Here is a 24,140-nt window from a genome sequence, read left to right as displayed (position 1 = left end):
TAATTCCTCAAGCTGTAGCAATTCCATCTGGGTTAGCTGCTCCATTTTTTCCCCTCCTGACTTTTTTTTATTTTTCCCCGGTTTCTTTTCTATATCCTGAATTTTTCATTAATACTGAGAAAAAATATATATAATGAAAACGAAAGGGCTGTCAGGATGCATATTAATGGCAATGTTGCTGATTTGATCTTAGCCCAACTGGCTGAATGGGGTGTGGAAAGAATCTATGGCGTGCTTGGAGATGCGATATTTCCCTTGCTGGACGCAGTGACCCGCCAGGATAGAATTAAATTTATCGCCGTTACCCGGGAGGTTCATGCCGCCTTCATGGCTGCTTATGAAGCCAGATTAACCGGCAGGCTGGCCGTATGCGCCGCCGGCGCGGGGCCGGGTGCAGTGAGCCTTTTAAACGGCCTGGCGGATGCCTTCATGGATGGAAGTCCTGTTTTAGCCATTACCGGTCAAGTGGAATTAAAAAAAATCGGCGCCGGGGCAAAACAATATTTTGATCAGCAGGCTTTGTTTAATATCTTTGCAGCACAAACCAACATCGCCGTTAAACCGGGGTCAGTGTTAAGTATGCTTGTCGCAGCCACGCGAACCGCTAAATTAAATAATTCAGCCGCGCATATATCAGTTCCCAAAGATGTGTTTGCCGAAGCTGCATCTATTGAAACTGTGCCCGTTAGTTTCGTGGAAATAAATACAACACCGTTTGTTTCAGGCAGCCTGGATAACCTCTTAAAGGTTGTCCAGGGGGCTCAAAGGCCGCTTATTATCGCGGGACGAACGGCAAAAACAGTTAAAGATTACGTAGTGAAACTGGTTGATCAGCTAGGCGCGGGATTAATAGTCGCCAGGGAGGCCAACGGCAAAATTGCCGGCAGGCATGAGCTGAATTTAGGAGGAATAGGAAAAGCCTACCTTCCCCCGGTTCTTCACGAGGCAGACTGTATCATCATTATTGGAGCCGCTTCTTATGAGCGGGAATTCATTCCTCAAGACACAAAAGTTATCCAAATAAATGATCGTTTCGAAAATATTTATCAAAATACCGTTGAGAGTATTAGCGGGGATACCGGTTTGCTTTTGGAGAATTTGCTTCAAAGACTGGAGGGGCATAGCTTTAACCGGGATTGGCTGGAGGAAATTAAGGGGTTGGTACAAAGCAGAAGGCAGGAGTTGGCAGCAGAATCAGTGAACAACACCAGGCCAATCAGCCCCTTAAAACTGATGACGGTTCTTAATGATATAATACCTGGCGAGGCAATTATTGCCCTTGACATAGGTGAATTTACTCATTGGTTCAATTTGGGCTTTCAGGGGGGACAACAAGAGATTTTGCTTTCCGGCCGGTGGCGCAGTATCGGCTGCGGCCTGCCCGCCGCCATCGGGGCAAAATTCGCCCGCCCGGAAGAGCCGGTGATAGCAATAGCCGGGGACGGCGGTTTTATTACTTCCATGAGTGAGCTTCTAACTTGTGTGCGCTACAGTTTGGATATTTGCGTTATAATTGTTAAAAATCATGTTTACAGCATAGAGAAGAATAAAATGCTCGCCGAAGGGTTAATTCCTTTTGGACACGAATTAACAGTGCCTGATTTTGTTCAATACGCAAAGTCATGCGGTGCTTCCGGCTATCGTATTGAAGACCCGGCGGATATCCAAAACACAATGAGAACCGCATTAAATTTGGGAAAACCAGCCCTGGTGGAAGTAATTTGCGCGGAAAATTAAAATCTTTACACAAATTTATAACTAATTAATCCGTTATAAAGATTAAAGTTTTATATAAGCAAACGGGGGATAAAATAATTAGATGAGTTCTATTAAGCGCAAGCCTGATAACAATACCAGCGGCCTCAAATTCACGTTTCGTTCCTTCCGCTATCGAAATTACCGCCTTTTCTTCGGCGGGCAGGGAATCTCGCTGGTGGGCACCTGGATTCAGAATATCGCCATGAGCTGGCTGGTATACGACCTGACCAATTCCGCATTTTTACTCGGCATTGTAGGGTTTGCCGGACAAATCCCGACCTTCTTTCTGACGCCGTTCGCCGGCGTGCTGGCGGACCGGCTGAACCGCCGGCGGATTCTGTTGGTGACACAAACACTTTCCATGACCCAGGCTTTTATTTTAGCTATTCTGGTCCTGACAGGTAATGTGACCGTATGGCACATTATTCCTTTAAGCTTTTTTCTTGGCCTGATCAATTCTTTTGACATGCCGACCAGACAGTCATTTGTCGTGGATATCGTCGACAAGAAAGAGGATCTGGGAAACGCTATCGCCCTGAATTCCTCAATGTTCAACGGCGCCCGGCTGGTTGGCCCGTCCATAGCGGGAATATTGATAGCCACTGTGGGGGAGGGAATTTGTTTTTTGCTAAACGGGCTCAGCTACATAGCCGTGATAATCGCTTTATTAGCGATGAGCATCGAACAAAAAGAAAAAGTCGGCGGCAGAGAGCTTTTATTGAATGAACTGAAGGAGGGATTCGCTTATGCCTTTGGCTATAAACCGATCAGGTACATTATTTTTATCATTGGCCTGGTCAGTTTGGTTGGTATGCCATACACTGTGTTAATGCCCGTTTTTGCAAAAGAAATACTGAACGGAGGTGCGCACACCCTCGGTTTTTTGATGGGGGCGTCCGGAACAGGTGCTTTGATCGGGGCCGTTTACCTGGCTTCGCGAAAAGAGTTGCATGGTTTGGGCAGGAATATGACGATCGCTGTTGGTGTTTTTGGAGTCGGCTTAGTCCTTTTTTCCCTTTCCAAATCTTTTTGGCCGTCCATGCTTTTAATGCTGATTACCGGTTTCGGCATGATCACGCAAATGGCTTCCTGCAACACTATGCTGCAAATTATTGTGGACGACGAAAAACGCGGCCGGGTAATGAGTTTTTATACAATGGCTTTCATGGGCATGGCCCCCGTCGGCAGCTTGCTGGCCGGTAGTCTGGCCCATATTATCGGAACTCCTGAGACAGTGCTGGCAAGCGGAATATTCTGTATCATCGGGTCAATTGCCTTTGCCGGCAAGCTGCCGCTTTACAAGGGGTTAACCGGAACCGTCAATAAGGGAAAAGTTTGAGCAGCCTGCTTATTGCTGGCTGCAGACGAACAAAAAGCATTGATTCTCAGACCCGGTAGTGATAAAATAAATTGGAAAATAGATTTGCCTGAGGGTACGGGGTTTTCCGTACCTAAGGGTTACAAATTCAGCTCTGCGAAAAAGGGAAGTTCCTGCTCTCAAGGAGAAAGTACATTTGCTTTAAGTAAGCAGCCCTTTTTTCGCATGGTCGCGGGAAAAGGACTTTATATTTTTGAGGGGATTGCAGGGCAGCACATGAGCCGGCGTTTATATGTCTTAAGGCAGTCAAAGGCGAATCTGTTCTTAGAGAACACAGGAGGATGGTGATGGTTTTGGAAGAGCGCATCGGGGTTATCGGAATAGTGGTGGAGGACCGCGAGAATGCCGCCCGGAAGATCAACAGCATTTTAAGCGAGCACGCCGAAATAATTGTCGGGCGAATGGGAGTGCCTTACCGGGAGCGGAATCTTTCCGTGATTTCCCTGATTATTGACGGCACGACTGACGAAATTGGCGCCATGACCGGAAAACTGGGCGGTATTATGGGGGTTCAGGTGAAATCGGCATTGGTCAAGAAAAAACCAGCGGAAAAATAAATGGAGGTTGCCATGCCATACCGTATCGAAAAAGACCTGCTGGGGGAAATGAAAGTGCCGCGGGACGCTTACTACGGTATCCATGCCGTAAGGTCGGCGGGCAACTTTCCGGTTTCCGGCATGAAAGCGCACCCGGTTTTGATCCGGGCAATGGCTCAGGTTAAGCAGGCTGCGGCCCAGGCCAATATCGGCGCCGGGCTTTTGGACCGGGAAATTGGAGAGGCCGTGGCAGCCGCCGCGGCCGAAGTGGCCGCCGGCGGTCTGATTGACCAGTTTATCGTAGACCCGTTTCAGGGCGGCGCCGGCACTTCTGTCAACATGAATGTAAACGAGGTAATCGCCAACCGGGCCATAGAAATAATCGGAGGCAGCAAGGGAGATTACCATCTGGTGCACCCGCTGAAGCACGTGAACCTTTCTCAGTCCACCAACGATGTTTTTCCCACCGCCCTGCGGGTAGCGGCAATCGGCATGGTGCTGGAGTTGAGCGATTCTCTCGCCGGCCTGCAAACAGCCCTCCAGGAGAAGGAGGCGGAGTTTGCCGGCATCCTCAAGCTGGGACGCACGGAAATGCAGGACGCGGTGCCTGTGACGCTGGGCCAGGAATTCGGCGCTTACGCCGAGGCAGTCGCCAGGGATCGCTGGCGGCTGTATAAAGTGGAGGAGCGGCTGCGCCAGGTCAACCTGGGGGGAACGGCGGTGGGTACCGGCCTGAACGCTGATTTGAACTATATATTTAAGGTCGTTGAGGAATTGAGGATGCTCACGGGATACGGGCTGGCCAGGTCGGAGAATACCGTTGACCTGACCCAGAACGCCGATGTTTTTGTTGAGGTCTCCGGCCTCCTGAAAGCGTGCGCGGTCAATCTGGCTAAAATCGCCGGGGACCTCAGACTGCTTTCTTCCGGCCCGCTGGGCGGTCTGGCCGAGATCAACCTGCCGGAAATGCAGGCGGGTTCCTCCATTATGCCGGGCAAGGTCAATCCGGTAATGACGGAAATGGTGACCCAGATCTCCTGCCAGGTAATGGGAAACGACCAGGTGATTGCTTATGCCGCGTCCGCCGGCCAACTGGAATTAAACGCTTTTCTGCCTCTCATCGCGCATAACCTGTTGCAGTCCCTGGAAATATTGAACAATGCGGTGAACATTTTTAATGCGAAGTGCATCAAGGGAATTAAGGCTGACGAGGCCAGGTGCCGGCGCTGGCTGGAGGAAAGCCACGCCTTTATCACCGCCCTGACGCCGCACCTGGGATATGATTCGGCCGCGCTTATGGTGCGGGAAGCCACGCTAAAGAAGAAACGGCTGAGAGAAGTAGTCCTTGATTCCTGCCTGTTAACCGAAAAAGACCTGGAAGAAATCCTTGCCCCTGGTGAATTGACCAGGCCGGGTGTGGCCGGATCCAGGCGTTTGAAAAAGGAGGGTTGAACTGCATGACTGCGGGAGGACTGAATGAGACGCCGCGCGGCGAGAGGCTGCACATCGCCATTTTCGGCAGGCGCAACGCAGGTAAATCAAGTCTGATCAACGCCCTGACCAACCAGACGATCGCCATTGTGTCAGATGTGCCCGGCACCACTACCGATCCGGTCTATAAGTCAATGGAAATTTTGCCTGTCGGGCCGGTGGTGCTTATTGACACGGCCGGCATAGACGATTTGGGGGAACTTGGTGAGTTAAGGGTAAAAAAGACGATAGATGTGCTTGATAAAGCGGATTTAATGCTGCTGGTTGTTGATCCGGAACAGGACGCGGGCGGTTATGAGTCAAGTCTTGTCGGCAAAGCCAGGGAACAGGGCGTGCCTGTAATCGGGGTATTGAACAAGGTCGACCTTAATCCTGAGCTAACGCCGGAGGAATTAAGCGAAAAGCTGGGTATCCGGATGGTGACGGTTAGTTCGGTGACCCGGCAGGGCATTGAAGATTTGAAAAAAGAAATAATCAAGTCGGCGCCCAAGGAATGGGCTTCCCCGACGATTATCGGCGATTTGATCAACCCTGGCGACACCGTGGTTTTAGTGGTGCCGATTGACCTGGCGGCTCCCAAGGGCAGGCTGATTCTCCCCCAGGTGCAGACCATCCGGGACATCCTCGACAACGATGCCTGCGCCGTTGTAGTGAAAGAGCGGGAATTAAAGCAGGCGCTCCAGGACCTGAACCGTAAGCCCAAGCTGGTGGTCACCGATTCGCAGGCCTTTTTGAAGGTGGACGCCGACACCCCCGGGGACATCATGCTGACCTCTTTTTCCATTCTTTTTGCCCGCCATAAAGGCAACCTGGAAGCCCTGGTGGCGGGAGTGCGGGCGGTGGAACGGTTGAAGCCGGGAGACCGGGTCCTGATCGCGGAAGCCTGCACGCACCACCGTGTGGCCGACGATATCGGCACGGTGAAGATTCCCCGCTGGCTGCGCCAGCGGGTGGGCGGCGAACTTCATTTTGACTGGGCCAGCGGGATCGAAATGCCGGAGGATTTAAACCAGTATCAACTAATTGTCCACTGCGGCGCGTGTATGATAAACCGCAGGCAGATGCTGCATAGAATGGCGGAAGCTGCCGGGGCCGGGGTGCCCATGGTAAATTACGGTGTTTTAATCGCCTACCTGCACGGCATTTTAAAACGGGCGCTTACTCCTTTCCCTGCCGCCGGCCGGCTGTTGGAAGGGTAGCAGGGGGCCGTACATGAGCCCGTGCTGACTTTCCGCAGGTCGCCGCGTGCGAATTTGTTCTACCGTGCGGGGGTTATCAATGTGTCACTGGAGTGGAGCGGATGAGAACGGAATTTTGTGAAGCGCTGAAAAAAGCCGGTGATTTAAAGGAGCTGTCAAAGGAAGAGCTGGTTGTTTTGATTGATGCTGATGAGGAAGAAAGCGCCGCTCTTTTTAGCCTTGCCGATCAGGTTCGCAAACAGTTCATGGGTGATGAGGTGCACATCCGGGGTATTATTGAATTCTCCAACTACTGTGCGAATAATTGTCTTTATTGCGGCTTGCGGCGGAACAACCGGCAACTGGCCAGGTACAGGATGACCATGAATGAGATTCTGGATAACGCCCGCCAGGCCGCCGGGTTGGGCTGCCGGACCATTGTGCTCCAGTCCGGCGAAGACAGCTATTATACGGCGGATATCCTTGCTGAAACGGTGTATTTATTGAAAAAGGAGATGGACGTGGCGGTTACGCTCTCCATCGGCGACCGGCCGCGGGAAGACTACGAAAAAATGCGCGAGGCGGGCGCCGACCGCTACCTGCTCAAGCACGAAACTTGCGACGCGGAACTGTTTGCCGGCCTGCGGCCGGGCACCAGCCTGGCGGAGCGGGTGGAGAGGCTAAAGTGGCTTGGCGAGCTGGGATTTCAGGTCGGCTCCGGGAACATGGTCGGACTGCCCGGGCAGACTGTGGAAACTTTAGCCGGAGACATCCTTTTGATGCGCGAAACCGGGGTGGAAATGGCCGGTATCGGGCCGTTTGTCCCAAACAGTCAAACTCCCCTGGGAGAATGCCCTGGCGGGAAACTGGCGCTGACCTTAAAAACACTGGCCGCCGCCCGGCTCGCGCTGCCCCGTGTACACATGCCCGCCACCACGGCCGCCGGTACAATTGACCCGAGCGGCAGGGATAAGGCGCTGCGGTGCGGGGCGAACGTGATTATGCCGAATATGACGCCGGCCGCCTACAAGGCAGACTACCAGATATACCCGGGCAAGCCCGGGTTGTCCGACACCCCGGAGGAAAGCTACGCCAAGGCGGTGAAAATAGTGGAAAAAGCCGGCCGCCGCGTCGGCAGGGGTTATGGCCACTCGGACAACGCGTACCTAGCGGGTAACTTTAAATTGCCTGCAAAAAATTAAGGAGTGATTAATTTGGCGATTGCAAATGCTGATTTTATTGATGACGCGCTTATTGTCGGATTGTTGAGTGAAGCTAAAACCGTTTCCCGGGAGGCGGCGGAGCGGATTATCAAAAAGGCGGAAGCCGCTAAAGGTCTGTCGCCTGAGGAAGTGGCCGTGTTGCTGCAGGTGGAGGACCCTGGCTTACTGGCGCAGATATATCATACCGCGAGCAAAATAAAAGAAAAGATTTACGGGCGGCGCCTGGTCTTTTTCGCGCCTCTTTATATCAGCAATTACTGTGTCAACAACTGTGTTTACTGCGGTTATCACCGGGACAACAAATTCCGGCGCCACAAGCTTTCCCGGCAGGAAATTATTCAAGAAGTTCGGGTGTTGGAGGACATGGGCCATAAGCGCCTGGCGGTGGAATGCGGTGAGGACCCGGTGAATTGCCCGATAGATTATGTGCTGGAATCTATCGAAACTATTTATTCAGTTAAAGAAAAAAGAGGCAGCATCAGGCGGGTTAATGTGAATATTGCCGCCACCACCGTTGAAAACTATAAACTTCTCAAAAAAGCTAAAATCGGCACTTATATACTTTTTCAGGAAACTTACCACAGGCCCACCTACACCGTGGCGCACCCTTCCGGCCCCAAGTCCGATTACGACTGGCACACCTGCGCGATGGACCGGGCCATGGAAGGCGGCATCGATGATGTCGGGTTGGGAGTATTATTCGGCCTGTACGATTGCAAGTATGAAGTAATGGCTATCCTGCTGCATGCTTTGCACCTGGAGGAGGTCTTCGGCGTCGGCCCGCATACAATTTCAGTGCCCCGCCTGAGGCCGGCGGCGGGTGTGGACCTGAACGCATTCCCATACCTGGTGTCGGACGCCGACTTTAAAAAAGTGGTCGCCATCATCCGGCTGGCGGTGCCGTATACGGGAATGCTCATTTCCACCAGGGAACGCCCGGAATTTCGGGATGAGCTTCTCTCAGTGGGCATATCCCAGCTCAGCGCCGGTTCCAGCACCGGGGTCGGCGGGTATTACAAGGATAAAGTAGGTGGTGAAGGGGACGAAGCTCCCCAATTCAAGCTGGAAGACTTGCGCAGCCTGGATGAAGTTGTCCGTAGTGTTTGCCGTTCCGGTTATATTCCAAGCTTCTGTACGGCTTGCTACCGGAGCGGGCGGACCGGTGACCGCTTTATGCCCCTGGCGAAAAGCGGAGAAATTCAAAACGTCTGTCAGCCCAACGCCATTTTGACCTTTAAAGAATTCTTGCTGGACTACGCTTCGCCTGAAACCAGACAGGTTGGCGAGGATACCATAGCCAGACAGCTTGGGCTTGTCGGCAGGCAAGCGGTAGCGCGGGAGGTGGGACGCAGATTGGAGCAAATCAGTGACGGGGCCAGGGACCTGTACTTTTAAGAAAAAAAAGTAGTCAGTAGTCAGTATGAAATGATATTCCCTTTGAAGATGTCGGCCAAAACTGTTTATCGTCCCCAAATATTCTGGCTACTGACTGCTGACTACTGACTACTGAACAGCAGTCAAAAAAAACAGGCTTTGCCGTTAGGCTAGGCCTGAGGTAGCCGCTTAATTTTTACCTGGTCTTATGATTCCATTTGTTTAGCCAGGAAGCCGGCGGCGGTTTCAGCAAGTTTAGTTTCCAGATTGCCCATTTGTATGTTCGGCTCCTTGGTAGCGAGAATAACTGCGCCGACTGCGTCACCTGATGCTATTATGGGCGCAATAATCGCCGAATTGTAATTGATATCTTCATCGGAAGTTAAGTAACAAGGTTCATTGAATACAGCCATTTTTCTTTCTGCCATTACGTTTTCCACTGCATTGCCAATCTGTTTGTTCATAAGCTGCTTTTTCGGGGCGCCCGCTACTGCGATGATCGAGTCTTTGTCTGCGATGCAAGAGATATGGCCCAGAGTTTCATTAAGGGAATCAGCATATTCTGTGGCAAACTCACCTAATTCACCAATGGGCGAGTACTTCTTTAAGATTACCTCACCTTCCCTGTCGGTGAAAATCTCGAGGGGATCTCCTTCTCTAATCCGCATCGTCCGCCTGATTTCCTTTGGAATTACTACCCTGCCCAGATCATCGATTCGGCGTACGATTCCAGTTGCCTTCATCTTCTTTCACCCCCTTTTTTAGATTTATTATACGCAGGAGGAAGATTAATTAATCAAGGTAGGAAAAAAAATCTTTATTCAAAATATCAATCCGTGCGGCTGGAATGATGAGTTTAGTAAGATAAATAGTTTAAATAACCATGGGTGCATATAGTATGCAAATTATGGCAGGAAATGCTTTGTAAGAAATTTTTTCCTCATGCGAGAGGATATTTTTTTATATTGTAGAAGTTTATAACATTATGTCGAATTAATGGCTAAGAGGCTAAATAGACAAGGAATTCAATCCTAATGGTGGTGTTTCTCGCGAGGAGGTGTCTAATAGTTCCAACGGGGTGATTTATAAAGATAAAGATATAAAAAAGGGGAGGAATTGAGTAAGTATGACCATTCGTCTTAAACTGGTTCTATTGGTTTCATTCGTATTGGTGCTGCTGGTAACAATTATTGGCGTGTATTCTGTTGAATCAATGAACAAACGCCTGATTGAGTCCGCCCAGTTAAAATTAAAGTCTGATCTGAATATGGGCAGCGCCTTACTCGATCAGCGGTATCCCGGACCTTGGTCGATCAGGGATGGGCAGATCTATAAAGGCGAGACGAAAATGAATGAGAATTACGAAATTGTTGATCTGATCGGCAGCTATACCAGTGATACCGTGACCATCTTTCAGGGTGATCAAAGAGTGGCCACAAATGTAAAAACGCCTGAGGGAGAGCGGGCGATCGGCACCCGCGTTGCCGAAGAAGTAGCCCAGGCAGTGCTGAAGGATGGTAATACTTATATAGGCAAAGCACAGGTGGTAGGAACATGGAACCAAACCGCCTATGAGCCGCTCAAAGACGAGCAGGGAAAAATAATCGGCATTTTTTACGTTGGTGTGCCAAACAGTCTTTACGACCAAACGGTCGAAAAGTTTGCCTTCAGCATTCTTTTTGCGGGGATAGCCGGACTATTATTCAGTATGGCGATTTGTTATTTCACGCTGCAACACATTTTTGCCAAGCCTCTTGCCCGGTTTATTGAGTTTACCGAAAAAATCTCTGAAGGTGACCTTACCAAAGAGATCGATTACAAATCTAATGATGAACTTGGCAAGATGGCGCAATCGTTTGGCTATATGGTCAACAGTCTAAAAGAACTAATCAGGCACACTGTCACGGGCAGCGGAGTAATAGCCAATTCAACGGAGCAGTTGGTTGCCCAAGCGGAGGAGACATCCGCCGGCGCCAGCGAAACGGCGGCTTCAATCAGCCAAATGGTAACAACGGTGGAACAGGTGTCGGACAACACCCGTTCGGTAACTGAAGCGTCCGAAAAAGCGAACAATTACGCGAAAAGCGGCAAAGATAAAATAGATTTTGCTATTTCCCAGATGAGTACGATTAGCGAATTCACGGCGCTTACCGCCGATACAATCAAGGATTTAGCCAAGAACACTGAAAAAATCACCCAGATTGCCGAGCTAATCACCCAAATTTCCGGCCAGACAAACCTTCTGGCTTTAAACGCGGCCATCGAGGCGGCGCGCGCGGGGGAGCACGGCCAGGGTTTTTCGGTTGTGGCCGAAGAGGTGAGAAAGCTGGCCGAACAGTCTTCGGAAGCCGCCCACGAAATTAACGAAATCACCCGTATGATCCGGAATAAAGCGGAAAACGCCGTTCAGATGATGGCTGACAGCGAGCATAAGGTGCGTGAAGGAGCATTGACCGTACAGGAAGCCGGCACAGAGTTCACCCGCATTTATGATATCGTCTACGAATTGCATGCCCGTTTTCAGGAGATTTCGGAAGCTGCCGTGCAGATGTCCACGGGGATCGGTCAAGTTGTGGGCACGACCGAAAGGCAAACGACGGCAATGGACGAAGTGTCGAATACCGCTCAGGATCTGGCTGGGCTGGTGCATAAATTGGAAGAGGTTACCAGGCAGTTTAAGGTTTAAACAAGGGTCAGGAGCAAGTTTATTGGTTTTAATTGAAAGCCGGACTTGATAAAATAAAGTAAGTCCGGCTTTGGCAATCCAGGTCATTCAGGGGTGGTGGAATTGATACAAAAACAAGGCCGGTGTAAAGTATATGAGTTTACTCCGGGAAAACGCCGCAGGTTAAAAACAGTTAATAAATACGTGTCTCCGGAGAAGGAAATGCTGATGAAGCAGCGAATGCAGGCTAAAAGGGATAAAAGAAATTTTTTTATAGGGATTGGAGTGCTGATAATGATTGTTGCGGCGCTGACTTATCTTAGTCTCAGGTGAGCAGGCGAATGGGGGGCTATGCTTTGGGGAGTGGTAGCTTAACTTTTGTTCATGCCGCCGACCTGCATCTGGACAGCCAGTTTAAAGGCCTGGAACGCACTGTGGCCGGCGGCGGAGAGATACCGGAAAATGTTTTGCGCCGGTTGCGAAACAGTTCCTTTGAAGCTTTTAATAACATTGTGGATTTGTGTATTAATAAAAAGATTGATTTTTTGCTTTTGGCGGGAGATATTTACGACGTTGCCGATAAAAGCCTGCGTGCTCAACTCAGGTTCAGGGACGGTCTGGTCCGGCTGGCTGACGCCGGCATACCGGCCTTTGTCGTCCACGGCAACCATGACCATTGTGCCGGGTGGCGGGCGGAAATTAAGCTGCCTGAGACTGTTCATGTTTTTTCCGACAGGGAGGTGGAATCAAGACCGGTACTCCGGGGCGGGCGGGAGATTGCCGGCGTATCCGGCATCAGTTATCCCGGGCGGGCCGTGGTTGAGAATTATGCCGGCCGCTTTGCGCGCGGCGCCGGGGTACCCTTTGCCGTCGCTCTCCTGCACTGCAATGTCGGCGGTATTAAAGGGCACGAAAATTACGCGCCATGCGGGTTGGACGACCTTATGCAAAAAGGTTTCGACTACTGGGCGCTGGGCCACGTCCACAACCGGGCGGTGCTCAACCCGGCCGGTCCTTGCGTGGCTTACCCCGGCTGTCCGCAGGGCAGGCACCCGCGGGAAACCGGGGAAAAGGGCTGCTTGCTGGTTCATGTGACGGAAAATAATAATATATCGGTTGAATTTTTTCCTACGGCACCGGTCAGATGGGAGTCAGTAGCGGTGTCTATCGAAGGAATTGCCGATGACCTTACTTTGTTGGAAACTATAGAGGACAGGCTGCTCCGTTTCAGAACCGCTGCGGGCGGAAAACCAATCGTAGCGCGCGTATTGTTAAACGGGCGGGGATTTTTGCACAGAAATCTGGTCCGGGTTTCATATGCTGAAAACTTGGTTCAGGAGTTGAGAAACCGGTTGCCCGCGGAAGAAGAAGACTTTTTGTGGCTTGATTCGGTGCGGGTCGCCACCAGCGCGGAAGTGGACAAAAATGAACTGTCCGGCACTGATACGTTACTGGGCGATTTCCTGAGCCTGATTAAGGAAGCGCGGGTTGACCGGGATTTGAAAACGGAGTTGCGCAAGACTTTGTCTGCTTTAATTGAACATCCCCGGGCCGGACGATACCTGACTGAGCCGGATGACGATGAATTGGGGGAATTGCTTGAATCAGCCGGAGATTTGGCGGTGGATTTGCTTTGGGACGGTGAAGAATAGTGCGCCTGGCTGAAGTGATGGTGGACGGGTTTGGCATCCTGCGGGATTTGCACTTGCGGCGGGAAGAATTGGATAAGAACATCACGATAATATACGGGATGAATGAAGCCGGCAAGTCGACCTTGATGGAATTTATCCGGGCGATGCTTTTTGGATTCAAGGTTAAGGGCGGGCGCGTTTGGGAGCCGTTGCGGGGCGGCAGCCTGGGCGGTTTTCTAGTTTTCGCGGACGAAAACGGGGAGTATTACAGGGTCGAGCGGAGGATGCGCGGCAGACGGGTGAAGGTTGCCGTGACACTGCCGGGCGGTGCGGCGGGGGATGAGGCGTTCCTGGCGGACAGGGTCCTCCGGGGTATTACCCCGCTGGTGTTTCGCAACGTGTTTGGCTTTGATGTGGAAGAGATGCGCCGTTTGGAAGAGCTGGGGGCCGGAGAGGTGAGCGCTCATGTGTACGGCGCCGGCACCGGATTGCGGGCGGGCCGGCTCACGGCCGGGACAAGCCGCTTGCGGGAGGAATTGAACGACTTGTTCAAGCCTGCCGGGACAAAGCCAGCCATCAATAAATTGATCAAGGAATTAGAAAATGCCGAAGCGGCTGTCCGCCTGCTGCAGAAGGAACCGGAACAGTACGGGCGGCTGAGGCGGGAGGCAATGTCTCTAAGGGCGGACAGGGAAAAATTAGAGTCGGCAAAAAGGGACGCGGAACTGCGCAAGCGGCGTTTGGAAGCGGCAGTCAGGGCGAGGGAAAGCTGGTTGCGCTTGAAAGAAGCCCGGCAGCAGCTTGGCGAACTGCTGCACGTGCCCTCCTTCCCGGAGTCCGGTGTGGAAAGGCTGCAGGCTCTCGAGGACAAAGCACGGGACCTTGTTCTTGCCCGGGCTGACACACACCAGCTGGCAGACGATTTGCAAAGGCGTGTGGACAATACGGTTGTTAATGAGCAATTGCTTGAACGTTCCGCGGAAATTAAGGCGCTGGGAAATGAGCGCGGTCTTCAGCTGGAAAGGCTGCGGCTGCTGCCGGAACAGGCTGCCGAGGTTAAACACGCCGGGGAAGAATACAATAAGCAAATAAGCAAGCTGGGCAACGGATATGATCAGACGAAGCTGGCATCGATAGATACTTCCCTGCCCGCCAGGGAAACAGTTGAAGGTTATAAACTAAAGTTTAGCGCAGGGGAAAACCGGCGGGAAACCGCCGGGAGGGAGGTCGTCCGCTTAAAAATCAGCGCCGGGGAGAAAGAATGGATATTCAGAAACGCTGCGGCTGAACTGGCCGCGCATAAAATCCCGCTTCCGCCCGTGGACCGGCCGCCGGCCGACCGTGAGCAGGCGCTGGATGTTCTTGAAAACGGAATGCGGCGGCTCTTACAAATCAGAGCCGGCCTTGAGTCGTCGCGCTTCCGTCTCGTGGAACTGGAGCAGCAGAAAAGGAATACGGAAAGTGAGCTTGCTATTCTATCGCCCCGGCTTTTGCCTCCCTGGCTGCATTTTGTCTTGCCGGCGGTTCTCGCGGTGTTTATTGCCGCCGCCTTTTACGGCGGGATGATTTCAGGTTTCCTGACCCTGGCCGCGGGTGTCGCGCTTTGGGCGACGGTAATGCTGGCCGGGCGCCGCGCGGCGGCAATAATGGAAGCGCGCCGCGCCAGGCTGGAGGAAATCCTTTTGAATATCAAGCAGTGCGTTGCCGGTGCGGCTGAGGAAATAGAACAGCTTGCACGCAGGGAAAGCGAACTGGCTGAGGAGTTGAAAGCAGCGGCCGTAACCGCGGTGGGCAGGCCGGTGGCAGTGGAAGAAGAAATCATCGCCGCCCGGCGGGCGCTGGAGGAAGAAAAATTAGCCCTGGCGCGGGCGGAGGACCTCAGGCGCGTTGCGGCACAGGCAAAGAACACTTTAGACGCAGAATTGCAGAGGCTGTCCGGCGTTAACAAGGAACTTGAACAAGCGGACAGGGCTCTGGCCAGTCTTGGCGCAGAGTGGCTTGACTGGCTGAAAGAGCGCGGCTTGCCGCGAAGCCTTACTCCCTCCGGCGCTTTGGCGTATTTTGACGCTTGTGAAGAAGCCGTAAAAAGTCACAATGCCTGGCAAAAATCTCTCGCCAGGGAAAGAGAAACACGGCAGCAGAGCGAAGCATTTTTAGCAAGGCTGAACAACTTGCTTGCCAATACCGGATACGATGCAGTTACGATGGAAACAGCCTGTGGCTGGACGATCAGGCTGGAGGAATTGTTGTCGGAGACCGTCAAACAGGCTGATGAAAGGGGGCGGCTGCAGGCGGAGCTGGTTAAACGGCGCGAACAGAAAATGCGTCAGGAGAACGCTTTGAACATTTTGTATGAAGAGATTGAAGCTTTGCTGGCTGCGGGCGGCGCCGTTGAGCCGGAAGATTTCCGCCGCAGGGCGTATTACTATAGTGAAGGTAAACGACTGGCGGGAGAAATTCAAACTTTTGAGCGGGATTTAAAGATTATAGCCGGTTTGTATGGAGAAAGGGCTCAGCTTGAACGAGAATTAGAGCAAACTGAAGGAACGGATAATGAGCGGGAACTTGAGCAGATAGCGTTTTTGATTGGGGAATTGGAAGATAGAGTAAGAGAAACCGGAGAGCAAATCGGCAGGTTGGACAATCAGATCAATTTGCTGGAGAACGGAGAAGAGCTTGCCGTCCGGCTGCAGGAAAAAGAAATGTTAATTGCGGCCTTGCAGGGCAAAGCCCGGGAGTGGCAGGCGCGCGCCCTCTGCCTGCACTTGTTGAAAATGGCTAAAGAACGCCATGAGCGTGAGCGGCAGCCGGCAGTTTTACAGAGGGCTTCCGGGTATATCGGGCCGATGACCGGCGGGGCGTATGCCATGGTAATCGCTCCTGTCGGCCGGGCTGACATCCTGGAGGTGGAAACGCCGGACGGCGGCAGGGTGGCGGTGGCCGGACTCAGCCGGGGTGCGGCGTCGCAGCTTTATCTCTCTATACGTCTCGCTCTGGCCCGCCAATACGGCAGTGTGGGCTTGCCGGTTATCCTGGATGATATCCTGGTGGACTTTGACCGGGAAAGGCTCAGGGGCGCGGTGAAGGTGCTGGGGGAATTTAGCCGTGAGCGGCAAGTCTTATTATTTACCTGCCACGAGCATATCCTTGAAACGTTTAACGAAGGTCTGGACGGTTTTGGTCTAATCCGGCTGCGTGACGGCGTGAAAAGTGGTATTTTACCACACTTGTGTTCGAGAACATGAGCTGCGTTTATACGCCGAGGTCTGAAAGCGAAATATCAAAAGCGGGCTGGAAATTAGTCTGACACTCGGGAAGTTTGTTTTGCACAGTGTCAAATTGGTTGTTAAAGGTATATAATTGAGATATTATTAGTATATTACTATTTTTATCAGTATTAATTATATAAATGAAAGAGGATGGTTGCCATTACCATTAGAAAGATAACAAAAGGGCCTGCGACGGTTCTTTTGCCAATTCCGGTCGTGCTTGTAACATCTGTTGGGGAAAACGGCAAGCCGAATATCATCACTATCGCCTGGACAGGTGTGATGAATTCTGAACCGCCGGCGGTGTACGTAAGCGTCCGTCCCCAAGGCAGGCATTCTTACGGGCTGATTAAAGAGTCCGGCGAATACGTGATCAACCTTCCCGCCGCCGCTCAGGCCAAGCTGGTGGATTATTGCGGGAAGGTATCCGGCAGCAAGGTGGATAAATTCAAGGAAACAGGTTTAACGCCGGTACCTGCCGCCCACGTAAAAGCGCCTCTGATCGCGGAATGCCCGGTTAACCTGGAATGCAAAGTCAGACAGGTGGTAGCTCTGGGCAGTCACGACGTGTTTATCGCTGATGTGCTGGCTGTGCACTACAATGAGGACGTGTTGGATGAAAAAGGACGTCCGGATCTGGATAAAATCGGCCCGTATAGTTATTGTCTGAATGAATACCGGTTGATGTCCGGTAAGCTCGGCTCCTTCGGGTATTCTAATAAAACGTGAGCTCCTATTAGGCATAGCAATGATATAGGGAGCCGGGAGCCAGACTTCCAGGAAGCTTCGCTTTACCTTTCAGACGGTTGAAAATGGTAACGGTTTAATGCTGACTGCTTAATTCTGAATACCTGAATATTAACAGGAGGTAACAGGTGGAAACCCATATCGGCAAAACTCTTTTGAAAATCATTAAAGGGGATATTACCGTCCAGGATACCGAGGCAATAGTAAACGCGGCAAATTCCGGCCTGCTGGGTGGCGGGGGAGTGGATGGCGCCATCCACCGTGCCGGGGGTCCGGCAATTCTTGAGGAATGTAAAAAAATACGCGCCTTGCAGGGAGGCTGCCCCACAGGCCGGGCAGTGCTCACTGGCGGCGGGAATCTCAAGGCCCGTTACGTGATCCATACCGTCGGCCCGGTCTGGTTCGGTGGAAATAGTAACGAAGATGGGCTTCTCCGGGACGCCTATCTGAACAGCTTGACCCTGGCTAAAGAACACGGAATCCGCTCTGTTTCCTTCCCCTCGATCAGCACGGGGGCATATCGCTTTCCAATTCGCCGGGCGGCGGGAATTGCCCTGCGCACAATGCGTGATTTTATAAATGAGGAAGATTATTATGATGAGATACGTTTTATACTTTATACTGAACAGTTATTGAAGGAGTTTGAGTTGTCTTGGGAAAAAATAGAAAAAACTATCTGACTGGAGTCTGAACAATTAAAGTGGCCCTTTTTTATAATAACTGTTAATATTGTATACCGTATCATACTGTAAGGAATATTTTCCCTTAAAGGTTTGCATTAAAAAAAGATATTTGTTCATCCATTGTAATTAGGTAAGCCGGAGAATTAAGGGGGAAAAATGGATATTTTACATAAAACACCTTTGTTTGATGTTCACCGCCGCAGCGGCGGTAAGATGGTCGAGTTCGCCGGGTGGGCGTTGCCGGTGCAGTATAACAGCATTTTGGCGGAGCACGAAGCGGTGCGTTCCCGCGCCGGCCTTTTTGATGTGTCCCACATGGGCAAAGTTACGGTCAGGGGAAAAGGAGCTTTTGATTTTCTCCAAAGAATAGCTACCGGAGACATCGGGGTACTGGTGGACGGCCAGGCCATTTATAGCTTGATGTGCTATCCGGACGGCGGTGTGGTGGATGACATTCTGGTGTACCGGTTTGGTCCCGGGGATTTCTTTCTTGTGCTTAACGCCGCTAATACTGACAAGGATTATAACTGGCTGGTGCAAAATAATATTGAAGGAGTAAAAATATCGAATGTTTCAGAGGACTTTGCTCAAATAGCCCTGCAGGGTCCCAGGTCTGAAAAGATTTTGCAGGCTTTGACTGAGACTGATCTTAATAACTTAAGATTTTTCCGCATGTTGTGTGATGTGGAAATCGCCGGAGCAAAGTGTATGGTTTCCCGAACCGGCTATACCGGTGAAGACGGTTTTGAAATATACACGGGTCCCGACAGCGCGCCGGCTTTATGGGACGCCATACTGGAAGCGGGCAAGCCCTGCGGTGTTGTTCCGGCCGGTTTGGGCGCCAGGGATTCCCTGCGCCTGGAAGCCTGCCTGCCTCTCTACGGGCATGAGTTGTCTGCGGACATTACGCCTATTGAAGCAGGGTTGGGCAGGTTTGTCAGATTTGATAAACCAGATTTCATCGGGCGTGCCGCTCTCGCCGCCTGCTCGTCCAAGGGGGCGGCCAGGAAGCTGGCCGGTTTTGAAATGGAAGAGCGGGGCGTGCCCAGGGCAAACTATCCGGTGGAATCCGCAGGCAGGGAGGTTGGTTTTGTGACCTCTGGCGGTTACTCGCCGACCTTGAAAAAAAATGTTGGATTAGCTCTTCTTGAAGCGGACCGCGCCGGACAAGGCGATAAAATCGACGTGGTGATCAGGGGCAAAAAGCTAAGGGCGGTAATCGTCCCGATCCCATTTTATAAAAAACATTACAAGAAAAAATAAGGGGGATAAAAGCATGAACATCCCGGCTGATCTGAAATACTCCAGTGAGCATGAATGGGTCAGGGCGGAAGGAGACGAGGCGTCAATCGGCATTACCGACCACGCTCAGCAAGCTCTGGGGGATATCGTTTTTGTTGAATTGCCCGAGGTCGGGGACGAAGTCGGCGCGGGCGAGGCATTCGCGGTGGTTGAGTCAGTCAAGGCCGCTTCTGATGTCTATGCCCCGGTAAGCGGCAAAATAATAAAAGTTAACGAGCGCCTTTTCGCGTCGCCGGAACTGGTTAACAGCGACCCTTACGGGAGTTGGTTCGTGGTAGTGCTGATGTCTGATCCCGGTGAGCTGGCCACCCTGCTTTCCGCGGAGGATTATAACAAGTTTTGCGAGGAGGAATGATCGGTGTACCCGTATCTTCCCATTACCAGCGAAGACCGCCGGCGAATGCTGCAAGCTGTTGGCGTTGAAGCGATAGAGGAATTGTTTGTCGACATACCGTCGGTGATGCGCTGCAAAGGCCGCTTAAACTTGCCCGGCCCTCTTTCGGAAATGGAAATGGCGCGTCATATGAAAGCCCTGGCGGGCAAGAATAAAAACCTTGATGATAATCCCTGTTTTCTCGGGGCGGGAGCGTACGACCATTATGTTCCCAGCATAATCAACCACATCCTTCTGCGCCAGGAATTTTATACCGCTTACACCCCGTATCAGCCTGAAGTGAGCCAGGGAACCTTGCAGGCTTTTTTTGAGTACCAGACCATGATTTGCGAACTGACCGGGATGGAGGTATCCAACGCTTCCGTGTATGACGGCGCCAGCGCCCTGGCCGAGGCGGTGGCCATGGCCTGCCAGGCCACCCGGCGCGGGGAAGTATTGCTTTCCCGGGCGGTTCATCCTGAAGCCCGGCAAGTGGTCAAAACCTATTCCCACTTTAGCAGCGTCAACGTTAAAGAGTTGGGTTATCAAAACGGCCTTACCGGTGCAGGGGAGGCTGAAGAACTGATTAATAACCAAACAAGCGCAATTGTAGTGCAAAACCCGAACTTTTTCGGGGCCCTGGAAGAACTGGCCAAGTTCGCCGAACTGGCACACCGGCATAAGGCTCTGTTAATTGTCAGCGCCGACCCGATCGCGCTTGGCTTGCTGAAGCCGCCCGGTGAGAGCGGGGCGGACATCGTGGTGGGGGAAGGCCAGCCGCTGGGCAATCCTTTGAGCTTCGGGGGGCCGTATTTCGGCTTTATGGCCACTACCGAAAAGCTGATGCGCCGGCTGCCCGGCCGAATCGTCGGCCAAACTGCCGACAGCGAGGGCAACCGGGGATTTATCCTGACTTTGCAGGCCAGGGAGCAGCACATCAGGCGGGAAAAGGCCACCTCCAATATTTGTTCCAACCAAGCCCTGTGCGCTCTGGCCGCCGCTGTATATCTGACCGTACTGGGTAAAAAAGGACTCCGGCAAGTCGCCGAGCTATGTTTGCAAAAAGCGCATTATACTTACCGCAGTTTGCTGGAGACCGGCAAGTTTGCTTCAACCTTCACCGCCCCGTTTTTTAAAGAGTTCGCCGTAACCGGTCAAGAGGACGCTGCTGTCGTGAATGCCCGCCTGATGGAAAACAAGATCATCGGGGGTTATCCTTTAGCCAGGGATTATCCTGAGTTAAAAAACGCGCTATTGATTGCCGTGACTGAAAACAGGACCAGGGACGAGATAGACCGGCTGGTTAAATATAGTGTGGCAACTTAATGAAATAAAACATGGAGGTACAGTGCTTGGATTTACCTTGCAGGTGGCGCTACACTGTGCTCAGGAGTCAGGATAAAAGAATGGTTTATTGCCCCGAAATATTCTGAATTCTGGTTCCTGAATTCTGAATACTTGGATAAAGTAACGATGTATACTAAAATTTAATAGTAAAGCTGTCAGAGAAACTTATTATTAATGGAGTGAGGATTGTGATGGAACTAATCTTTGAACAGAGCGTTCCGGGCCGGACCGGTATCTCCCTGCCTGCCATAGATGTTCCCGAAGAGGCCATAGAAAGCTTGATTCCCGCGGAGTACCTGCGCCGGGAGTCACCCGGCCTGCCGGAGGTCAGCGAAGGGGAGGCGGCGCGTCATTTTACCCGGCTGTCCCGGCGCAACTTCGGGGTTGACACTGGTTTTTACCCGCTTGGTTCCTGTACGATGAAATATAATCCGAAGGTCAATGAGGATATGGCGCGGCTGAACGGTTTCACGCGGGTTCACCCTTATCAGAGCGAGGATACTGTTCAGGGCTGCCTGGAATTGCTTTACCATATGGACCGTTGCCTCTCCGAACTCACCGGGATGGCCCGGGTGTCCCTGCAGCCCGCGGCCGGCGCCCATGGTGAGCTGACCGGCCTGATGATGATGAAAGCTTACCACGAAAACCGCGGCGAGGGTCACCGGAAAAAGATCATCGTTCCTGATTCCTCCCACGGCACCAATCCCGCCTCGGCTCAGATGGCCGGTCTGAAGCTCGTTGAAATTAAATCCGGCAAGAATGGCCGCCTGGATTTGGATGAACTGAAAAAAGCGGTTGATGGCCAGGTCGCCGGGATCATGCTGACCAACCCCAATACCCTTGGCCTTTTTGAATCCGACATCGCTGAAATAGCTGAAATCGTCCACAGCGCGGGCGGTCTGCTATATAACGACGGAGCCAACGCCAACGCCATACTGGGCATCTCGACCCCGGGCGACATGGGCTTTGACGTTGTTCACCTCAACCTGCATAAGAGCTTTGCCGCGCCCCACGGCGGGGGCGGCCCCGGCTCCGGTCCGGTGGGGGTAAAGGAGCATCTGGCGCCATTTCTGCCCAAACCTTTAGTGGAAATAAAGGGGGACGGCAGTTATTATCTGGAATACAACCGCCCTCTGTCGATCGGGAAGGTCAGGTCTTTTTACGGGAATTTTGGAGTGGTGGTTAAAGCCTATGCCTATATCCTGACCATGGGGCCGGAAGGCTTGCGGCAGGCGGCGGAGGATGCCGTGCTGAACGCCAACTTTTTGATGAAGAGGCTCAAGGATTATTATGATCTCCCCTATGATCAGGTTTGCAAGCATGAGTTTGTGTTATCGGGCGGCCGGCAAAAGGAAAAGGGAGTGAATACCGAGGACATTGCCAAAAGACTGCTGGATTACGGTTACCACCCGCCCACTGTCTACTTCCCTTTAATCGTTAAAGAGGCGTTAATGATTGAGCCGACGGAAACAGAAAATCTGGAAACCCTGGAGAGGTTTATTGAAGCCATGATCCAGATTGCCGGGGAAGTTGATGAGGAGCCGGAAAAAGTCAGGCTGGCCCCGCATACTACTGTGGTCGGGCGGCTGGACGCGGTGAAAGCAGCCCGCAAGCCTGTTTTAAGATGGAAACCATAAATGGTGATGTTATGAAATGGAGATTTATTGAAACCGGGTTTAACGATGCCGCAACCAACATGGCCATTGACGAAGCTATCTTGACCTGCCACGGTCGGGGGAAGGTGCCCCCGACCCTTCGTTTCTACCGGTGGCGGCCGCCCGCCATTTCCCTGGGCTATTTCCAGCGTCTGGAGAAGGAAGTGAATGCCGGTTTGTGCCGGGAACTGGGCATTCAGGTGGTTCGAAGACTGACCGGCGGGAGAGCGGTCCTGCATGACCGGGAGTTGACGTACAGCGTGGTGGTTTCCGAAAGCCACCCGTTAATGCCGGCTACTGTAACGGAGTCTTACAAGGTTATCTCCGGGGGATTGCTGGCCGGTTTGAAGCGCCTGGGCATATGCGCGGCAATAGCTCCCCGCAACCGTTCCAGGAGCGGGGAATTGTCCCCGGCGGCTTGCTTTAATACCCTTTCCAGTTACGAACTGACGGTAAACGGCAAAAAAATTGCCGGCAGCGCCCAGGTGAGACGGCAGGGGGTAATCCTCCAGCATGGTTCCTTGCCATGGGAACTGGATGCGGATAAGCTTTTTCTCGTTTTAAAGTTCTCCGGGCGGCAGGCGGCTGACAGAATGAAACAAGCTTTTCTGGCTAAAGCCACCTGCATGCGGGCGGTGACGGAGAGAGATATCCCTTGGGCAGAAATCAGCGCCGCTTTGCGCGAGGGCTTTAAGAGCGCACTGGGGGTCGAGCTGGAGACAGGGCGGCTAACCGCTGAGGAGACGAGACTCGCTTTAGAACTGGTGACATTAAAGTACAAATCGCAGGAGTGGAATAATAAATACTAGCCGGAACTGTTTTAATTCAAATCATCTATTAAAACACCTACTAACGGTTGATTTAATATAATTATATATATGTATATGCCAGTAAAGGTGTGGTCACATTGCCATTTTTAGAAGAGATCCGGCATGATCTATTATTGACTGTCGTAGTGGCTTTAGTCATCCTTTTCGCCACCGGGCTCGCGGGACCGTCAAGAATACCCGGAGCGCCGATTATTATTCCATAGTTCCCTGAAGGGTGTTAAAGGGGTTCTCCCATGTTTTCATCCAGCGAGTTAAACGCGTTGTTGGAGCAGGTCAGGGCTCAGTTGGGTCAGAATGCTGTTTTCCCCATCCAAAACGCATCGTCAAATAAAACTAAAAGCTGCGGAAATAATAATGGCAAGGATGCAAATATCTTAAATATACCTAATATTACGCCACAAAAAGTTTTAGTAATCGCCGGCCTGCTGCGAGGGGTGCGGGAAGTTCGTTCGGTTTTGGTGGATAGGAATCAAGCGATTGAAATCCTCCTGGACGGCTCGCTGAGGCGCAAGACTAAATTGGATAAGATGTTGGATGAAATCGGTAAAATGCCTTTTGATGACGTGCTCAGGGCAGTGCTGGGAAGAATTTAGTCAACGGTCATAATGAACTATTGTTGTACCCAAAGCCGCGATTCTTTGATGCATAAGGAAAGCGGCTTTGTAGTCTCCCTGATTAAGGAGGGTTTCATCATAAACCG

Annotated in this window: 22 protein-coding genes; 21 read left to right on the top strand and 1 reads right to left on the bottom strand. The window is 51.9% G+C overall.

The window, feature by feature from the left end; all coding sequences use genetic code 11:
• The first annotated feature begins 156 nt into the window (after positions 1 to 156).
• The 8 genes from A4E54_RS03335 to hydG all read left to right on the top strand — a co-directional run bounded on the left by A4E54_RS03335 (position 157) and on the right by hydG (position 8,959).
• The gene (locus A4E54_RS03335) at positions 157 to 1,737 is read left to right on the top strand and encodes a thiamine pyrophosphate-binding protein (RefSeq protein WP_286724365.1); all 1,581 of its coding nucleotides are present in this window, start codon (positions 157 to 159) and stop codon (positions 1,735 to 1,737) included.
• Between the two features lie 82 nt (positions 1,738 to 1,819).
• Positions 1,820 to 3,097, top strand: a complete 1,278-nt coding sequence (locus A4E54_RS03330) for an MFS transporter (protein ID WP_286724363.1) — start codon at positions 1,820 to 1,822, stop codon at positions 3,095 to 3,097.
• 12 nt (positions 3,098 to 3,109) lie between these two features.
• A complete protein-coding gene (locus A4E54_RS03325; protein WP_240082425.1) occupies positions 3,110 to 3,424 on the top strand; it encodes a hypothetical protein in 315 nt (104 codons plus the stop codon).
• The gene (locus A4E54_RS03320) at positions 3,424 to 3,693 is read left to right on the top strand and encodes a TM1266 family iron-only hydrogenase system putative regulator (protein ID WP_376741779.1); all 270 of its coding nucleotides are present in this window, start codon (positions 3,424 to 3,426) and stop codon (positions 3,691 to 3,693) included. The genes A4E54_RS03325 and A4E54_RS03320 overlap by 1 nt, the downstream gene beginning before the upstream one ends.
• A 12-nt stretch (positions 3,694 to 3,705) precedes the next feature.
• On the top strand, positions 3,706 to 5,124 hold the full coding sequence (locus A4E54_RS03315; RefSeq protein WP_286724360.1) for an aspartate ammonia-lyase: 1,419 nt from the start codon (positions 3,706 to 3,708) through the stop codon (positions 5,122 to 5,124).
• A gap of 5 nt (positions 5,125 to 5,129) precedes the next feature.
• The gene (hydF, locus tag A4E54_RS03310; RefSeq protein ID WP_286724357.1) at positions 5,130 to 6,362 is read left to right on the top strand and encodes a [FeFe] hydrogenase H-cluster maturation GTPase HydF; all 1,233 of its coding nucleotides are present in this window, start codon (positions 5,130 to 5,132) and stop codon (positions 6,360 to 6,362) included.
• A 101-nt stretch (positions 6,363 to 6,463) separates the two neighbouring features.
• Complete coding sequence (gene hydE / locus A4E54_RS03305) at positions 6,464 to 7,543, top strand: [FeFe] hydrogenase H-cluster radical SAM maturase HydE (RefSeq protein ID WP_240082422.1); 1,080 nt, start codon at positions 6,464 to 6,466, stop codon at positions 7,541 to 7,543.
• Positions 7,544 to 7,555: 12 nt separating this feature from the next.
• The gene (gene hydG / locus A4E54_RS03300; RefSeq protein WP_240082421.1) at positions 7,556 to 8,959 is read left to right on the top strand and encodes a [FeFe] hydrogenase H-cluster radical SAM maturase HydG; all 1,404 of its coding nucleotides are present in this window, start codon (positions 7,556 to 7,558) and stop codon (positions 8,957 to 8,959) included.
• Between the two features lie 185 nt (positions 8,960 to 9,144).
• Here the strand turns inward: hydG and spoVT are convergent, their stop codons facing one another.
• Positions 9,145 to 9,681, bottom strand: a complete 537-nt coding sequence (spoVT, locus tag A4E54_RS03295) for a stage V sporulation protein T (protein ID WP_240082420.1) — start codon at positions 9,679 to 9,681, stop codon at positions 9,145 to 9,147.
• A 383-nt stretch (positions 9,682 to 10,064) separates the two neighbouring features.
• Here spoVT and A4E54_RS03290 point away from each other — a divergent pair, with 383 nt between their 5' ends.
• The 13 genes from A4E54_RS03290 to A4E54_RS03230 all read left to right on the top strand — a co-directional run bounded on the left by A4E54_RS03290 (position 10,065) and on the right by A4E54_RS03230 (position 24,033).
• On the top strand, positions 10,065 to 11,624 hold the full coding sequence (locus A4E54_RS03290; RefSeq protein WP_240082419.1) for a methyl-accepting chemotaxis protein: 1,560 nt from the start codon (positions 10,065 to 10,067) through the stop codon (positions 11,622 to 11,624).
• Between the two features lie 102 nt (positions 11,625 to 11,726).
• Complete coding sequence (locus A4E54_RS03285) at positions 11,727 to 11,936, top strand: hypothetical protein (protein ID WP_286724352.1); 210 nt, start codon at positions 11,727 to 11,729, stop codon at positions 11,934 to 11,936.
• A gap of 23 nt (positions 11,937 to 11,959) precedes the next feature.
• Positions 11,960 to 13,255: a metallophosphoesterase family protein gene (locus tag A4E54_RS03280; protein WP_240082417.1), complete on the top strand. Its 1,296-nt coding sequence runs from the start codon at positions 11,960 to 11,962 to the stop codon at positions 13,253 to 13,255.
• A complete protein-coding gene (locus tag A4E54_RS03275) occupies positions 13,255 to 16,479 on the top strand; it encodes an AAA family ATPase (RefSeq protein ID WP_286724349.1) in 3,225 nt (1,074 codons plus the stop codon). Before A4E54_RS03280 ends, A4E54_RS03275 begins: the two co-directional genes overlap by 1 nt.
• 174 nt (positions 16,480 to 16,653) lie before the next feature.
• Positions 16,654 to 17,232 carry a flavin reductase family protein gene (locus A4E54_RS03270; protein WP_248285839.1) on the top strand — a complete coding sequence of 193 codons (579 nt, stop codon included), beginning with the start codon at positions 16,654 to 16,656 and terminating at the stop codon, positions 17,230 to 17,232.
• Positions 17,233 to 17,378: 146 nt separating this feature from the next.
• Positions 17,379 to 17,930, top strand: coding sequence for an O-acetyl-ADP-ribose deacetylase (locus tag A4E54_RS03265; RefSeq protein ID WP_240082414.1), 552 nt, complete (start codon positions 17,379 to 17,381; stop codon positions 17,928 to 17,930).
• Between the two features lie 159 nt (positions 17,931 to 18,089).
• Entirely contained in the window at positions 18,090 to 19,196 is a 1,107-nt protein-coding gene (gcvT, locus tag A4E54_RS03260; RefSeq protein WP_240082413.1) for a glycine cleavage system aminomethyltransferase GcvT, read from the top strand.
• Positions 19,197 to 19,209: 13 nt separating this feature from the next.
• Complete coding sequence (gene gcvH / locus A4E54_RS03255) at positions 19,210 to 19,590, top strand: glycine cleavage system protein GcvH (RefSeq protein ID WP_240082412.1); 381 nt, start codon at positions 19,210 to 19,212, stop codon at positions 19,588 to 19,590.
• A 3-nt stretch (positions 19,591 to 19,593) separates the two neighbouring features.
• Positions 19,594 to 20,934 (top strand): aminomethyl-transferring glycine dehydrogenase subunit GcvPA, encoded by a 1,341-nt coding sequence (gcvPA, locus tag A4E54_RS03250; RefSeq protein ID WP_286724344.1) that lies wholly within the window; start codon positions 19,594 to 19,596, stop codon positions 20,932 to 20,934.
• A gap of 200 nt (positions 20,935 to 21,134) precedes the next feature.
• Positions 21,135 to 22,592, top strand: coding sequence for an aminomethyl-transferring glycine dehydrogenase subunit GcvPB (gcvPB, locus tag A4E54_RS03245; protein WP_286724341.1), 1,458 nt, complete (start codon positions 21,135 to 21,137; stop codon positions 22,590 to 22,592).
• An 11-nt stretch (positions 22,593 to 22,603) separates the two neighbouring features.
• A complete protein-coding gene (lipM, locus tag A4E54_RS03240; RefSeq protein ID WP_286724338.1) occupies positions 22,604 to 23,419 on the top strand; it encodes an octanoyltransferase LipM in 816 nt (271 codons plus the stop codon).
• Positions 23,420 to 23,517: 98 nt separating this feature from the next.
• Positions 23,518 to 23,643, top strand: coding sequence for a hypothetical protein (locus A4E54_RS03235; protein WP_282442286.1), 126 nt, complete (start codon positions 23,518 to 23,520; stop codon positions 23,641 to 23,643).
• A gap of 30 nt (positions 23,644 to 23,673) precedes the next feature.
• Complete coding sequence (locus tag A4E54_RS03230) at positions 23,674 to 24,033, top strand: hypothetical protein (protein WP_240082410.1); 360 nt, start codon at positions 23,674 to 23,676, stop codon at positions 24,031 to 24,033.
• The last annotated feature ends 107 nt before the right edge of the window (positions 24,034 to 24,140 follow it).

The sequence above is a fragment of the Pelotomaculum sp. PtaB.Bin117 genome, assembly GCF_002067195.1.
In the GTDB taxonomy this organism is placed as follows: domain Bacteria; phylum Bacillota; class Desulfotomaculia; order Desulfotomaculales; family Pelotomaculaceae; genus Pelotomaculum_D; species Pelotomaculum_D terephthalicicum.
Note: the sequence above shows the minus strand (reverse complement) of the source record. Positions and strands in the feature narration are given on the sequence as shown.